The sequence below is a fragment of the Bradyrhizobium sp. 2TAF24 genome, assembly GCF_052115025.1.
Lineage (GTDB): Bacteria > Pseudomonadota > Alphaproteobacteria > Rhizobiales > Xanthobacteraceae > Bradyrhizobium_A.
Window position 1 is genome coordinate 62958 of sequence record NZ_JBFRFW010000011.1, and the last position, 14705, is coordinate 77662.

11 protein-coding genes are annotated in these 14705 nt (G+C 69.5%); 2 read left to right on the forward strand and 9 right to left on the reverse strand.

Translation table 11 applies throughout. The annotated features are described in order from the left end of the window. Positions 1-92: 92 nt before the first annotated feature. Positions 93-3893: an AsmA family protein gene (locus AB4Z37_RS17865; protein WP_441518085.1), complete on the reverse strand. Its 3801-nt coding sequence runs from the start codon at positions 3891-3893 to the stop codon at positions 93-95. 301 nt (positions 3894-4194) lie between these two features. Beyond that, positions 4195-5613 carry an FAD-binding oxidoreductase gene (locus AB4Z37_RS17870; protein WP_441518086.1) on the reverse strand — a complete coding sequence of 473 codons (1419 nt, stop codon included), beginning with the start codon at positions 5611-5613 and terminating at the stop codon, positions 4195-4197. A 211-nt stretch (positions 5614-5824) separates the two neighbouring features. On the opposite strand from AB4Z37_RS17870, the gene AB4Z37_RS17875 reads away from it, so the two are divergent. Further along, positions 5825-6355: a thioesterase family protein gene (locus tag AB4Z37_RS17875; RefSeq protein ID WP_441518087.1), complete on the forward strand. Its 531-nt coding sequence runs from the start codon at positions 5825-5827 to the stop codon at positions 6353-6355. Between the two features lie 22 nt (positions 6356-6377). Here AB4Z37_RS17875 and AB4Z37_RS17880 read toward each other — a convergent pair whose 3' ends face one another. Both AB4Z37_RS17880 and AB4Z37_RS17885 read right to left on the reverse strand, forming a co-directional pair. After that, positions 6378-6815: a GNAT family N-acetyltransferase gene (locus tag AB4Z37_RS17880; RefSeq protein ID WP_441518088.1), complete on the reverse strand. Its 438-nt coding sequence runs from the start codon at positions 6813-6815 to the stop codon at positions 6378-6380. A gap of 109 nt (positions 6816-6924) precedes the next feature. After that, positions 6925-7479 carry a nucleotidyltransferase family protein gene (locus AB4Z37_RS17885; RefSeq protein ID WP_441518089.1) on the reverse strand — a complete coding sequence of 185 codons (555 nt, stop codon included), beginning with the start codon at positions 7477-7479 and terminating at the stop codon, positions 6925-6927. On the opposite strand from AB4Z37_RS17885, the gene AB4Z37_RS17890 reads away from it, so the two are divergent. Then, the gene (locus tag AB4Z37_RS17890) at positions 7478-8374 is read left to right on the forward strand and encodes a hypothetical protein (protein ID WP_441518090.1); all 897 of its coding nucleotides are present in this window, start codon (positions 7478-7480) and stop codon (positions 8372-8374) included. The genes AB4Z37_RS17885 and AB4Z37_RS17890 overlap by 2 nt on opposite strands. 73 nt (positions 8375-8447) lie before the next feature. Here the strand turns inward: AB4Z37_RS17890 and ilvD are convergent, their stop codons facing one another. The 5 genes from ilvD to AB4Z37_RS17915 all read right to left on the reverse strand — a co-directional run bounded on the left by ilvD (position 8448) and on the right by AB4Z37_RS17915 (position 14568). Continuing rightward, the gene (gene ilvD / locus AB4Z37_RS17895; protein ID WP_441518091.1) at positions 8448-10289 is read right to left on the reverse strand and encodes a dihydroxy-acid dehydratase; all 1842 of its coding nucleotides are present in this window, start codon (positions 10287-10289) and stop codon (positions 8448-8450) included. A 254-nt stretch (positions 10290-10543) separates the two neighbouring features. Further along, complete coding sequence (locus AB4Z37_RS17900; protein WP_441518092.1) at positions 10544-11821, reverse strand: beta-ketoacyl synthase N-terminal-like domain-containing protein; 1278 nt, start codon at positions 11819-11821, stop codon at positions 10544-10546. Next, positions 11818-13014 carry a beta-ketoacyl-ACP synthase gene (locus tag AB4Z37_RS17905; protein WP_441518093.1) on the reverse strand — a complete coding sequence of 399 codons (1197 nt, stop codon included), beginning with the start codon at positions 13012-13014 and terminating at the stop codon, positions 11818-11820. Before AB4Z37_RS17905 ends, AB4Z37_RS17900 begins: the two co-directional genes overlap by 4 nt. A 58-nt stretch (positions 13015-13072) precedes the next feature. Then, entirely contained in the window at positions 13073-14023 is a 951-nt protein-coding gene (locus AB4Z37_RS17910) for an acyl-CoA desaturase (protein WP_441518094.1), read from the reverse strand. Positions 14024-14268: 245 nt separating this feature from the next. Then, positions 14269-14568 (reverse strand): hypothetical protein, encoded by a 300-nt coding sequence (locus tag AB4Z37_RS17915; RefSeq protein ID WP_441518095.1) that lies wholly within the window; start codon positions 14566-14568, stop codon positions 14269-14271. Between the last annotated feature and the right edge of the window lie 137 nt (positions 14569-14705).

The window sequence follows — 14705 nt, forward strand, 5'->3', positions numbered from 1 at the left end:
GATGCCGTCACGGTGGCGCGACACACATCACGATGCGTCCGCGGAACGGCGCGCGGCTTCGAGCGTCTGCACGTCGCAGACGATGCTTCGCGTCAGTTCTGGGCCGGGGGCGCCAGTTGCAGCGGCGGGCGCGGCGCCGGCTTGGGATGCCGCACCGCGCCGGGCGCGGGACGGATCTCGATCGGCGGCGGCAGCGGCTGCACGCCGGGCGCGGCCGCCGGCGGCACGGCAGCAGCCTGCGGCGGCGTCGCACGCGGCGCGGCGGCGGGCGTCGACGTCGCCGGCCGCACCTTCGGCTCCTGACGGCGCGGATCGCGCCCAGGCACCGGCACGCCGGTCGCGGGCAGCGCACCGGGGACCGGCTCGACGGCCGGCGGCAGCGCGGCGGTCGCAGGCGGCGCAGGCTGTTGTGCGGGCACCTGCTGCGGTGGCTGCTGCTGCGGTGGTGGCGACATCGGTTCACCGCGCTCGATCGCGTCCAGCCGGCGCGTCTCGCGGTCGATCGCGCGCACTGCGAGCCACGACGACAGCGAGGTCACGTCGACCGTCCAGCTCAGCCGATCGGGCGCGCCATGGGCGAACAGCTGGATCTCCGGCCGGCTGGTGTCGGTGCCGACCCGGGTCGAGATCAGGCTGGCGCGCAGGTCCGCCTGGTCGGCGGGGATGTCATAGCCGCCGGAAACAATGGCACGGGCGCCGTCGGCGTCGAGCGTGGTCGCGGTCACGCGCAGGCTGCCGTCGCGGATGGTGAAGGGAATCTGCAACGCGGCCACCTGCAGCGGCGCGCCGCGCAGCGCGCCGGTCACGACATCGCGCAGCACCCGATCATTGCCCGCCTGGCCGGCATCGCTCGCGGCGATCGCCGCATCGAACACCCTGGGATCGAGCCCGCCGATCCGCGCGTTGTCGATCGACACCGTGCCGTTGCCCGACAATGCGCCGACGAGCGCGCCGGCACTGCGGCCGCGGGCGGCGAGCGCCATCTGCAGCGATGCACGCCCCGCCGGCAGCGACAAGCCGCGATAGGCGAGCGCGGCGCCGTCGACGCCGGCGAGCTGGACATGGGCGTCGAGCGCGAGGCCATTGCGGCCGCTGGCCGCGGTGAGATCGGCGGCGACATCGCCGCCACCGATCGCGCCCTTGAGATTGTCGATGGTCAGCGCGACGCCGTTGCCCTTCAGCCTCCCGCTGACCGGCCTCAGCTCGACGCCGCCCGGCAGCGTGCCGCGCAGTGCCTGGAAGCCAAGCTCGCCGCGCGCGCCCGCGAGCGGCCCGCGACCGAGTGGCTCATCAGCGCCGCCGCCCGCGGCGCCGATCGCGAGCCCGAACACCGCGCCGAGGTCGAGCGTATCCACGCCGAGTTCGCCGGCGAACGCCGGCTGCTCGCCGCGGGTCAACGACAGCCGGCCGCGCACCCGCGAACCGGCCACCGTGCTGTCGATGTCGTCGAAGCTCAGTCGCGGACCCGCAACCGACAGACGCGACGACAGCGCGACTGTCAGCGCCGGCACGCGCCCGGGCGGCAGCTCGAACAGCGGCGACAGATCGAGCTTGCGCGCACTGACCGTCATCGCCGCCTTCGGCTCATCCGCCCACGGCTCCAGGCTGCCTTGGGCGTCGGCATCGAGCTCGGCACCGGCGAGCTTCGCCTTGAAACGCAGCGGCGCCTTGAGGGCGCCGGTCGCCGTCGCCTCGATCTGCGCGGCGCCGTCGCCGACCGCGATCGTCCGCTCGAGCCCGAGCAGCGTCAGCAGCACGCGCCCCTGCTCCGCGGTCAGCTTGCCGTCGATATCGACGTCGTTGCGCGCCAGCGCCTCGGTGTCGAAGCGATTGAGCGCGGCGATCGCCGGCGCCGCCGAGGCACGCACCGTCCCCTTGAGCTGCGGCGCATCGAGATCGAAGCTCGCCAATACGTTGGCGCTGGCATCGCCACGGCCGGCGCCGGCGCGATCGGCCTTGTCCATGCGATCGAGGGTCAGCGCGACCTTGAGCCTGGCACCGCTCCTCGCGTCGCTTTTTGCATCACCCTTGATGTCGCTCTTGATGTCATTCCTGGCACCGGCCGGCGCGGCCGGCAGCGCCGCGAGCCGCGCTGCGATGGTCGGAGGCAGCACGGGCGACAGGAACGCGGACAGCGCCTCGAGCGACGCTGCGCGTGCCTTGAGGCCAAGTTTGCCGGTCGTCGCCGTGCGGTCGAACGCGCCGCTGCCTTCCACCGTGACACCACCACTGCCGCCGAGCCTCAGGCTGGTCAGCGTCAACGCGCCGGGCCCGTAGCTCATGTCGAGTTGCAGCGGGCTGATGTCCTGGCCGCCGGCCCGGCCGTGCCCGATGTCCAGCGACAGCTGCGCCTCGTCGGGCCATTCGGCCTGCGGACCGGCAAAGGCGCGGGCAAAACCGGCGATGACATCGAGATCGGCCTGCGCCGCCTTCAGTGCGGCCTCGAGCTTGATCCCGCCGGCGCCCTTGCCGGCCGCGCCGCCGGACAGCGCAAACCGTCCCTCGACCGCGGCGCCTTCGACCTCCGCCACCGCGCGCTCGAGCGCAATGCGGTCGGCGCCGACACTGAGGTTGCCGGACAGGCGCAGCGGCCCCTGCAGGCGCAGCGGCGAATCGCCGCGGCCGCGCAGCCACGCGGCGAGGCCTTCAGGATCGGAGGCGTCGACCTTGAGGTCACCCTTGAAGTCGCCGCCGGAGGCGAGCCGCCCCGCCAGCGCGAGCTGGGTGCCGCCGGGCATCCGCGCCTCCAGCCGATCGACGATCCAGCCATCGCTGTCGCCATGGAATGCCGCTGCGGCGCCCTGCACCGGGCGACCGCCGAGCATGACGGTGTCGGCGTCGATCTCCAGCCGCGTGGCAAACGACGGCGCGGGAATGGCGGCAACGAGGCTGCGCAACCCCGGAATCAGCCGCGTCGGCTCCGTGCCCGCGCTCTCCTTCGCCAGCAGCCGGTCGGCATCGAGCTGCCGCGCCGACAATGCCGCGCGCAGCGCCGGCGCCGCGCCGAAGCGCGCGTCGGCGGAGCCGGCGAGCTTCAGCCCGCTATCATCGGAGCCATACACCAGCTCGACCTGCTCGAACTTCGCCGCCGCCGGATCGGCCTTGACCCTGGCGCCGAGCTTCCACGGCGTCTGCAGGCGGTTGCCGTTGCTGTCGCTGCGCAACGCGATCGCGCGCGACAGCGTCAGTGCGCCGTCGAACCGCGGCACCTCGCGCGTCACCGTGACGACGCCGTCGAGATCGATGCCGAACGGCCGCTCGCCGGGATCGATGGTGAAGCGCACGCGGGTGCCGCCGCCATCGCCGCTGCGGCCAGTGACGAGGCGGAACGGATAGCGCACGCCATGGTAGCTGAAATTGCCGTCGCCACGCGCCGCTCCCGCCAGCGCGCGAACATCGCCGCTAAACGCGATGTCGTCGAGCGCGACGATGGCACCGCTCGCTGCATCATGCAGCGCGGCGCGGCCCGTGAGGCTGAGGCGGTCGATCGCCACCGCTGCCAGGTTGGCGCCGCCACTGCCCAGCGGAGACACCAGCTGGCCGCGCGGGTCGAGAGCCACCGCGAGATCGAGGCCATTGATGGTGAGGTCGGTGGCCCGCCATTCACCGCGCAGCAGCGCCCCGAGACTGAACTCGACGTCGAGCTTGTCGGCCTTGAGCCGGCTGGTATCCACGGCGCCGCCCACCGCCACCGTGCGCAGCCGCAGCGTCGGCGTCGGCAGGAGGCGCGCATCGAGCTGGCCGCCGACACGCACCGGCGCGCCGATCACCCGGCTCGCCTCGGCTTCGAACTGCGGCCGGAACTGGTTCCAGTCGATGAAGTACGGGCCGACCAGGGCCGCCAGCAGCGCGAGGATGAAGGCGATCGCCAGTCCGAGCAACGTCGTCTGCACGATGGTCTCTCGTTAGGCCGCCGCGGCGGGCCGCGAATCGTCGGCAACAGGGTTCATGAGCAGGTCTTCGATACGGGACGAGGCCCACATCATAGAGGGAACTGTGGCGAAGTCACAGCCGCCCCGGAGCGCCGTCCACTGCACGCACGGAGCATGACAGGCCCCTATGACAGAAGCCATGACGGGCCGGAGACGAGGGGCCAGGGCGCGCAACAGGGCGCGCAACAAGAGGCACAGGACAGCCCGAAACGCCACCGGCCGCCCCGCGGCGGCCGGTCACATCGGGGATCGGCCGCCCGCTTCAGGCCGCCGGGATGATCTTGCCGGGGTTGAAGATGTTCTGCGGGTCCATCGCCTGCTTCACGGCCCGCATCGCGTCCAGCGCCGCGGGGCCGAGCTCGCCGAGCAGGTACTTCTGCTTGCCCTGGCCGATGCCGTGCTCGCCGGTGCAGGTGCCGCCCATGGCCTGCGCCCGCTCGACCAGGCGGTGCAGGAACTCGTCCGCCTTCGCCATTTCGGCGGCGTTGTCGGTGTCGGCGAGCAGCGAGCAATGGAAGTTGCCGTCGCCGACATGGCCGACGATCGGCGACAGCAGGCCGAGACGCTTCAAATCCTCCTCGGTCTCGACGACGCAGTCGGCGAGGCGCGAGATCGGCACGCAGACGTCGGTTGCAACCACGCCAGCACCCGGCCGCAGGCCGCGCACCGCCCAGTAGGAATCGTGCCGCGCCTGCCACAGCCGGGTGCGATCCTCCGGCTTGGTGGTCCATTCGAACCCGCCGCCGCCGCACTCGGCGGCGATCTCGGCGAACGACTGCGACTGCGCCGCGACCTCGGCCTCGCTGCCGTGGAATTCCAGCAGCAGCAGCGGCGTCTCCGGCAGGCTCAGCTTGGAGTAGGCGTTGCACGCCTTGACCTGCTCGGCATTCAAAAGCTCGATGCGCGCCACCGGAATACCGGTCTGGATGGCGAGGATGGTCGCCTGGCAGGCGCCGGCCACCGTCTCGAACGAGCAGGCCGCGGCCGCGATGGTTTCCGGAATGCCACGCAGCTTGATGGTGAGCTCGGAGATGATGCCGAGCGTGCCTTCGGCGCCGATGAACAGGTGCGTGAGGTCGTAGCCCGCCGATGACTTCTTCGCCCGCGTGCCGGTGGTGATGATCTCGCCGTCGCCGCGCACGACCTTCAGCGCCAGCACGTTCTCGCGGATGGTGCCGTAGCGCACCGCGTTGGTGCCCGACGCGCGGGTCGAGGCCATGCCGCCGAGCGAGGCGTCGGCGCCGGGATCGATCGGGAAGAACAAGCCCTGGTCGCGGATGTACTCGTTGAGCATCTTGCGGGTGACGCCGGGCTGGATGACGCAGTCGAGATCCTCGGCGTGCACCGCCAGCACCTTGTTCATGTCGCGCAGGTCGATGCAGACGCCGCCGGCGGGGGCGTTGATCTGGCCTTCGAGCGAGGTGCCGGTGCCGAACGGAATGACCGGCACGCCGTGGGCGGCGCAGATGCGCACGACATCCTGGATGTCGGCGGTTTCCTGCGCCATCACCACCGCGTCCGGCGGCTGGTTGGTCAGCCAGGTGGTGGTGTGGCCGTGCTGCTCGCGCACCGCCTGCGAGGTCACCAGCCGGTTACCGAACCGCGCCGCCAGCGCTTCCAGCGCGCTTGCAAGCTTCTGCGGCTCCGGCCGCGGCAGGCTGTTGACGGTCGTCAGTCCCACGATGTGTCCTCCCGAAAACGCGAACCGGCCGGGAGGCCGAAACGCGCCGATCATCCAAGTCAAGTTGCTGTGCAAATCGCGAAGGACAGGGCTGCGCACCCTGTATGAGTCCACGCGATTGCAGGGGACCGTGGCAAAGGATGTATACTGGGTCAAGCACCAAGCGGGCCCAAATATCGGGAAGCGGTCCGCGACGACAGTTGGGAACAGCATGACCGAAACGCGCGATCCGATGCAGGGCCTCCATCTCGCGCCCACCCCCTATGTCTGCAAGGTGATGCGGGTCGAGCCGCAGTGGATCGACCACAACGGCCATCTCAACATGGCCTACTACAATGTGCTGTTCGACCGCTCGGTCGACGAGTTCTTTGACATGATCGGGATCGGGCAGACCTATCACAACACCCGCAACCTCTCGACCATGACCGCCGAGTGCCATGTGCGCTACATCCGCGAGATCCACGAGGGCGACCCGGTGCAGGCCCATGTGCTGCTGATCGCCGCCGACGACAAGCGCCTGCACCTCTTCGAGGAGCTGCGGCACGCCACCGAGGGCTGGCTGTCGGCGACCTCCGACAACCTGCTGCTGCATGTCGACATGACCGTGCGCCGCGTCGCGCCGTTCCCGCCTGATATCGCCGCGCGCCTGCAGGCGCTGGTCAAGGCGCAGTCCGGCGCCCCGCGCCCCGAAGGCATCGGCCGCGGCATCGCCATGCCGGTAAAAAAGGCGGCGCAGGCCTGATCCACGAGGCCAGCCGCCAGCATCAGGCGCGCGGGCCGGCCGGCTCGGTGGTCATGAACACCCGCTCCGGCGTGTGCTCATAGGCCCGCAAGCCTTCGCGCCGGTAGAACGCCTGCGCCGGATTGGTGACGAGCACACTGAGGCGCAGCGGCCAATCGCGCGCCTGCGCTTCGGCAACCGCGTGATGCAGCACGATCGCCCCGATCCCCCGCCGCTGATAGTCGGGATGGATATAGAGCTTGGCCACCCAGAGGTGATCGCCGCGGTCCTCGGTGGCAAGGCAGCCGGCTTCGCGCCCGGCCGCGACCACGATGCGGTGCCCGGCGAGCGGCGACGTGGCTTCGAAGCTCGGCGTGTAGCGCCCCCACAGCGCCGTCGCATAGCCGCGCATGCAGAGATCCTCGAGCCGGATCAGGAACGGCCGGTCGGCATCCGCAGCCACGCGCAGGTCGATGGACATGGTCGCTCCTTTCGGCGGCGCCCGTCGCGATCGCTACCGCCCTGCTGCACTCTGCCACAGCCCGGGCGCCCGCCCCAGCGGCTTCCACCGCGTGCAGCCGGCGCGTCGGTCAATCACGCACGGCCGTCAGCCGTGGCCAGCGCCCGAACCAATCCTTGGCGTGCAGCCGCGCCTCGAACACCGCACGCCGGGACGCAAACGCCGGCGTCGGCCGCACGATCAGCCGCAGCAGGTCATCGACGCCGTGCGGCGCGAGCAGCTCGACACGGCCGCCGATAAGCCGCGCGGCCACGGCGGTCGCGGTTTCCGGCCATCGCGCCACAGCCTCTGCGGTGTCAGCATATGGACCATCGCCGTTGCGCAGATGCATGCGGGCCTGATTGCGAACCGACCATGGCACGCCCGGACACTCACGGGCGAGGTCGGCCTCGATGGCCTGCTCGCGCGCGCGGCGCTGATCGGCGCGATCGAAGAACACGACATCGACATCGTTCAGCCGCGCGCAATCGGGCGGCCGATCGTGAAGCACGTCCCAGACCGCGTTGCGCACGAAGCCGGCGCCAATCCAGCTATCCGGCAGGTGCAGCCGCGCGACCGCGTCGAGCAGCGCCATCATCCGCGGCTCGCGCGCGATCAGCGCCGCGATATCGTCGGCGGACTGCATGCGGCTGCACCTCTTCCACAACTCCAGATGGAGCATCGGCGCTCACGCACCAATCGCCTCCGGCATCTTTCGGTTTGCAAGCCACGCCGACACCGCGCTAGCGTGGAGTCGTTTTCAGACGACGTCTTTTTATATCTTTTCAGCAAGGGATATTGCCATGACCGACGTTAGCGTCACGTCCGCGCCGTCCGATTTCCATCCTCGTCTCTACAACAGCACACCCGATGTCCAGAATGCCGACGCCGACATCCGGCGCGACGGCATGCTCGATCGGGCCACCGGGATTCTGGCACCGATCTTCCATGCCTACGGCGTCGCCGAATTCTGCGGCATCAACCTGCTGCACAGGCACTGGGCCGTCGAGGGAATCGAAATTCCGCTGCAGATCAGGCAGCCCCACGCCAGCGATTATGAGCTTGTCACCAGTCCATCGCCGACCTGGCCAGGCATGATGGCACCGTCGTCATGGATACTGATGGCCGAGGGTCCGCAGGCGCACTTCGTGCCGTTCGAATTCTCGACCGATGCCAGGGTGCTTCACCATGCCGAACAGCTGACAAGGCATACAGCGTTCTTTGCGACGGTCGGCGATGCGCTGCTCGCGCACGATCTGTTCCGCCATTTTGGCGTCTGCATCGTGCCGCGCGAACCGCTGTCCGACGATCCGGACGCAAGTCTCGTCGAGATTTCGTCGTCGCGCACCCGCGCTTCGCTGGTCCGACCGGTAATCTTGAATCCCGGCCAGACCTACATCCAGACGGCCTGGACTTTCGCGTTCGACGACAAGAAGCAGCCACCGAAACCAGTGTGCAGGCCCGGCGTCCATTGCGAAACAGAAGAAGTGCCGGTCGGGCCGCCCTACCACTACAAGAGCAAGGATCATGATCCGGATTGACAAAGGCCGGATACAAAACGGCCGGCGAACGCTTGCGCATCCGCCGGCCGCGTCATGATCGCTTGCGCGACGATCAGTCCTTGATGACGCGCACGGCACCTTGCGCGGCGCTGGTGGCCATCGCGGCATAGGCCTTGAGCGCGGTCGAGACCTTGCGGGTGCGCTGGGCAGGCTTCCAGGCGCCCGCGCCCTTGGCTTCCATGGCGGCGCGGCGGCGCGCGAGTTCGGCCTCGTCAACCGCGAGATGGATCTTGCGGTTGGGGATGTCGATCTCGATGCGGTCGCCATCCTGCACGAGGCCGATCAGGCCACCCTCGGCGGCTTCCGGCGAAACGTGGCCGATGGAGAGACCCGAGGTGCCGCCGGAGAAGCGGCCATCGGTGATCAGCGCGCACGCCTTGCCGAGGCCCTTCGACTTCAGGTAGCTGGTCGGATACAGCATCTCCTGCATGCCGGGACCGCCGCGCGGGCCTTCATAGATGATGACGACGACGTCGCCGGCCTTGATCTTGTTGGTGAGGATCGCCTCCACCGCGGCGTCCTGGCTCTCGACCACGCGCGCGGGGCCGGAGAACTTCAGGATGCTGTTGTCGACGCCCGCGGTCTTCACGATACAGCCGTCGAGCGCGATGTTGCCGGTCAGCACGGCAAGACCGCCGTCCTTGGAGAAGGCGTGCGCGGCGTCGCGGATGCAGCCGGTCTCGCGGTCGGTGTCGAGCTCCTCGAAGCGGCGCTCCTGGCTGAACGCAACCTGCGTCGGCACGCCGCCGGGGGCGGCGCGGTAGAGCGTCTTCACGCTCTCGCTGGTGGTGCGCATGATGTCGTAGCGGTCGAGCGCGTCCTTGAGCGTCGGCGAGTGTACGGTCGGCAGCGAGGCATCGATCAGGCCGGCGCGGTCGAGCTCGCCGAGGATGCCGAGCACGCCGCCGGCGCGATGCACGTCCTCGAGATGGACGTCGGCGACCGCGGGCGCCACCTTGCACAGCACCGGCACGCGGCGCGACAGACGGTCGATATCCGTCATGGTGAAGCCGATCTCGCCTTCATAGGAGGCGGCGAGCAGGTGCAGCACGGTGTTGGTCGAGCCGCCCATGGCGATGTCCAGCGTCATGGCGTTCTCGAACGCCTTGAAGTTCGCGACATTGCGCGGCAGCACGCGGGCGTCGTCCTGCTCGTAATAGCGGCGGGCGAGATCGACGATGAGGTGGCCGGCCTCGACGAACAGGCCCTTGCGGTCGGCGTGGGTGGCAAGAATCGAGCCGTTGCCCGGCAGCGACAGGCCCAGCGCCTCGGTCAGGCAGTTCATCGAGTTGGCGGTGAACATGCCCGAGCATGAGCCGCAGGTCGGGCACGCGGAACGCTCGATGACCTCGACCTCAGCGTCGCTGACCTTGTCGTCGGCGGCGGCGACCATGGCGTCGATCAGGTCGACCGAACGGATCTTGCCCTTGATGTCGACCTTGCCCGACTCCATCGGGCCACCGGACACGAACACGACGGGGATGTTGATGCGCATCGCCGCCATCAGCATGCCGGGGGTGATCTTGTCGCAGTTCGAGATGCACACCATGGCGTCGGCGCAGTGGGCGTTGACCATGTACTCGACGCTGTCGGCGATCAGTTCGCGCGACGGCAGGCTGTAGAGCATGCCGTCATGGCCCATGGCGATGCCGTCGTCGACCGCGATGGTGTTGAACTCCTTGGCGACGCCGCCGGCCTTTTCGATCTCGCGGGCGACGAGCTGGCCGAGGTCCTTGAGGTGGACGTGGCCGGGCACGAACTGGGTGAAGGAGTTGACGACCGCGATGATCGGCTTACCGAAGTCCTCGTTCTTCATGCCGGTGGCGCGCCAGAGACCGCGGGCGCCCGCCATGTTGCGGCCATGGGTGGTGGTGCGGGAACGATAGGTCGGCATGGGTGTCCTCGGATGTCGCCCGGGTTCAGTCCCGGGTTGCCTGATAGCGTCGTAAAACCAATAGCTTATGGATGCCCCGATGGCAAAGCACCAACCGCGGGCCGAAGGCCCGCGTGCGGAACGCGTCGGGTTTACCGCGAAGCGCCTCGGGAGGCGACCATCAATTTCGCCGTCCAGCGATGCCGCCGGCTGCGGTGCCCGGCTTGGCCCGCACCGCCTTGAGGCCGAAAGGCCGTGACGATGGCGGCCACGCCTCACGCATCCGGATGGCTGAGGACCAGCGAGACGTTCTGGCCGCCAAAGCCGAACGCATTGGACAGCGCATGCGCGACGCGCGCATCGCGGGCGACATTCGGCACCACGTCGAGCGGGATCTCCGGATCGGGATCGCGGTAGTTGATGGTCGGCGGCAACCGCTGCGCCCGCAGCGCGAGCAGCGTGATCACCGCCTCGATCGCGCCGGCCGCAGACAGCGTGTGCCCGATCATCGACTTGCTGGACGACACCGCGATGTCGCGTCCGCCCATCACCGCGGCGATGCCGAGATACTCGGTGCGGTCGTTCTCCGGCGTGCCGGTGCCATGGGCATTGATGTAGCCGATCGCATCCGGCGCGAGGCAGGCGTCGCGCAGCGCATGGCCCATGCAGGCGGCGACCGGCCCGCCGCCCGGGCTCGGCCGGGTGCGGTGGAAACGGTCGACGGTCTCGCCGACGCCGCTGACGATGCCGAGGATCGGCGCGCCGCGCGCCCGCGCGCTGTGGAGGCTTTCCAGCACCAGCGCGGCGGCGCCCTCGCCCATCACGAAGCCGTCGCGGCTGCGCGCGAACGGCCGCGAGACGGTTTCCGGCACGTCGTCGCGCATCGACAGCGCGGTCAGCAGCGAGAACCGGATCAGCGTCTCCGGATTGACCGAGCTGTCGGTGCCGACGCACAGCGCTGCGTCGGTGTCGCCGCGCCGGATCGCCTCGACGCCGAGCTGGATCGTGGTGGCGCCGGAGGCGCAGGCGGTGTTGAGCGACACCGGCGCGCCGCGCGTGCCGTAAGCCGCCTGCAGCCGCGTCGCCACCGCGCCATGCTCACACTGTTCGTCGAGATCGGAGAACGCCCCGGTGGCTGCGGCGCGCAGCAGATCGTCATACACGAGCTCCTCGCCGCGCCCGGTGGCCTGCGCGAGACGGATCCTCTGCGACCAGTCGAGTTCCAGCGGCGGCACCGCAAGATAAAGCGGTCCCGGAAAACGGCCGCGCGGGCCGATGGCGGCTTCGGCGAGTGCCTCCTCGATCGCGTGCGTTGCGAAGGCGTGGCAGAGGTTGGTGGCGGTGGGCGGCTCGGCGGTCACCGCATCGACGCTGGCGGCGATGCCGACCTTGAGCCCGGCCGTCGAAAAGCGGCGGATGCGGCGGACGCCGGAGCGGCCATTCACCAACGCCTGCCAGTTGTCAGCCTTGCCGATGCCGAGCGCCGTGACGAGGCCGGCGCCGGTGACGACCACCGTGCGGGGCCGGTCGCGCATCGGATCCGTCCCGGTCATGGCACCGCCTCCAGCAGCGCCATGCCCTCTCCGTATTTGCGGCCAATGCCGGTGACCACGACCTGCTTCAGGGCGTGATCGGGCGCGACATCGCGCTCCAACGGACCGCAGGCCGGAAAGAGCGCACGCCGGCGCAGCAGCAGCGCGGCGATGGCGACATTCAGCGGAAACTGCGCCTGGATGCCGTGACCGACATGCGTGCCGGTCGCGCGCATCGGCAGATCGGCGTGCCGCATCAGCCAGCGCCGTTCGAGACCGGTCGCCGGCTCCGCGCCGGTGGCCCCGGAGAGGATCGCCGTGTGATGCAGGTCCACGCGCGGCGCAACCTGCGCCCACAGCGCATCGAGGCTCGCGGCCCGTGCCGCGGCGTCGCGGGGCGCCGCCTCCGACAGCACCTCGGTCAGCCGTGCCAGCGGCGGCGCGCCGCGCGCCTGCGCGTGATCGGCGCTTTCCAGCACCAGGAATGCGCCGAGCGAGCCGAGCGCAACGCCGCCGCCATGGGCCTCGCGCGCGAACACCGCCGGCGCGTCCGCCGTCAGCGCCTGGCCCGCGGCCACGAGGAACAGCAGCAGGTCGCGCCGCTCGCCGTTGCACGCCCCGCCCACCAGCGCGAGATCGCTCTGGCCACCGGCCACGCGCCGGAAGCCGAGGCCGACCGCATCGGCGCCGGCGGATTCCTCGCCGAGCACGGTGCGCGCCGAGCCGCCGACGCCATGCACCATGGCGATGTTGCCGGCGAGCAGATTGGGCAGTTGGCCGAGAAAGAAGGTCGGGCGCAGCCCGTTCATCAGCGTGTCGTTGAGAAAGGCGGCCGTATCAGCCGCGCCGGGCAGGCCCGCCAGCGCCGCAGTATCGACCGCAAGGTCGCGCTCGCCGCCCGTCGTGGTGGCGATGATGTCGAGCGCCTCGAGCAGATCCTGCCGGCCCTTGAGGCCGGCGAAGGCCAGCGCAAGGCCCGCGGCATAGGTCCCGAGCCGCTGGCACTGCGCCATCTGGCGCTGGTCGACCTTCTTCGGAATCTGCGGCTCGAATGCGAACGGCGGAAAGCGATAGCGGGCATAGGGCGCCGGATCGCTGCAGTCGAGCATCGGCGGCTGGCCGCCGAGATCAGCGGCATGGTGCGCCTCGCCCTCGCCAACACACGACACCAGCCCGACGCCGGTAATCCAGACCGGACGATCCGTCGCGCTCACCTCAACGTCACCTCTCCACACGCAGCCCAGACGCCTCGGCGCCGCGCAGCCGCAAATCTCATGCGGCTTCGCTTTCGCAGGCGTTCCTGTCAACAACCTGGCGTGAGGGACGGATCACCCGCGTCGCCAGACCCACCGCCTCCAGCGCCCAGATGGTGCACCAGGTGACATCGATTTCGCCAGCGCGATGGCCATGCCGTGCCGCCCGGGAGTCGGCATGATGGTTATTGTGCCAGCCCTCGCCGTTGCTGAGCAGGCCGACGAAGACATTGTTGCGGCTGCAGTCGGCGGTGGCGTAGCTGCGGTAGCCCCACAGGTGCGCGACCGAGTTCACCGACCAGGTGATGTGCCAGACCACCACCGTGCGCACGAACACGCCCCAGACCAGCCAGCTCGCGCCGAACCAGGCGGCGTCCGTCAGCGACTGCCCGTTCACGAGGCCAACCAAAAGGCCGGCGACGAAAAACACCGCCCAGGAGGCGGCGATCACCCACAGCCAGCGGCTCTTGCGTTCAAGCGCAACGTAGAACCGGTCGCGCAGGATATCCTTGGCGTAGCAGTCGAAAATGCCGAGCCGGTCGAGGTCGCGGTTCACGACATAGACCCACTCCATGTGGGCCCACAGGAAACTCACCAGCGGGCTGTGCGGATCGGCCTGCGCGTCGGAATGCTCGTGATGGCGGCGATGCACGGCGACCCAGCGCGCCGGCGTGTCCTGGAAACAGCAGACGCCGAGAATGGCGAAGCTGTGCTCGAGCCATTTCGGGCAGACCAGCCCGCGATGGGTCAGCAGGCGGTGATAACAAAGGTTGATGCCGAGCGTGCCGAACACATAGGTGCCGAGCGCCGCCAGGACGACGCCGCTCCAACTGAACAGCGCCGGCCACACTGCCAGCGCCGCCACCGCATGATAGAACGCCACCGCGCCGGCATTCACCACATTGAGGCGGATCGGAAGTGCCCCTTCGGGATGGGGCAGCGCGGGCGCATGCTCCAGCACGCCCGGCATGGCTTTCGCAATCGTTTCGGAGACTGGCCGAGAAATCGACACACACACCCCCAGCAATGACTTTGCCCGCGAACGGGCGGCAATGTTGCTGACTGTAGGGGGCGCCAGACACAGTCAGCAATTGACGCACCGCACTTAAGGCGGGACATGTCTGCGACGTTTTGACGCATCAAGGCGTCAAAGCCTTAAATTCATCAACAGTTTCAACAGTAAGCGGTGGCACCGGCCCGCTTCAAGAGTCGACCTCACGGCCGCAGCAGGCCGGCAACCGCCACCAGGACCGCGATCACGCTGAGCGCGAGCACGGTCAGGCCGAACGCCTGCTGGCGCCGGGCGCTGCGCTTGTCGTGGAACGCGAGCCAATCCCGCACGAAGCCGGCGGGGATGTCGAAGATGACGGCCGGCTCCTCGGCGTGGTGGGTTTCGTGCTCCACATACATGGCCCGCACATTGGCGAGGCCGAGATGCTCGAGCTCGCAATGCCAGGTCCAGGCCCGGTTGCCGCTGGTCCAGCGGTTCTCGAAGGGAAGGTGGTGCGACGTCATCGCAGACCTCCTTCGCCCCCCGATTTCGTCGCATATAGGCAGGCGGAAGCCGGAACGCGAGACCTCCGCGGCGATCGCCGCCCCCCGTGCACGCGGGTCGCGCCGCAGCGGATGAACCCTGCGGACTCCGCATGCCG

Excerpts from the sequence above, each read along its gene's own strand:
- AB4Z37_RS17880 (WP_441518088.1), bottom strand. The coding sequence starts at position 6,815 with ATGTCCATCGACCTGCGCGTGGCTGCGGATGCCGACCGGCCGTTCCTG.
- AB4Z37_RS17900 (WP_441518092.1), bottom strand. The coding sequence starts at position 11,821 with ATGACCGGGACGGATCCGATGCGCGACCGGCCCCGCACGGTGGTCGTC.
- AB4Z37_RS17890 (WP_441518090.1), top strand. The coding sequence starts at position 7,478 with ATGCGGCTGCACCTCTTCCACAACTCCAGATGGAGCATCGGCGCTCAC.
- AB4Z37_RS17915 (WP_441518095.1), bottom strand. The coding sequence starts at position 14,568 with ATGACGTCGCACCACCTTCCCTTCGAGAACCGCTGGACCAGCGGCAAC.
- AB4Z37_RS17875 (WP_441518087.1), top strand. The coding sequence starts at position 5,825 with ATGACCGAAACGCGCGATCCGATGCAGGGCCTCCATCTCGCGCCCACC.
- ilvD (WP_441518091.1), bottom strand. The coding sequence starts at position 10,289 with ATGCCGACCTATCGTTCCCGCACCACCACCCATGGCCGCAACATGGCG.
- AB4Z37_RS17885 (WP_441518089.1), bottom strand. The coding sequence starts at position 7,479 with ATGCAGTCCGCCGACGATATCGCGGCGCTGATCGCGCGCGAGCCGCGG.
- AB4Z37_RS17910 (WP_441518094.1), bottom strand. The coding sequence starts at position 14,023 with ATGCCGGGCGTGCTGGAGCATGCGCCCGCGCTGCCCCATCCCGAAGGG.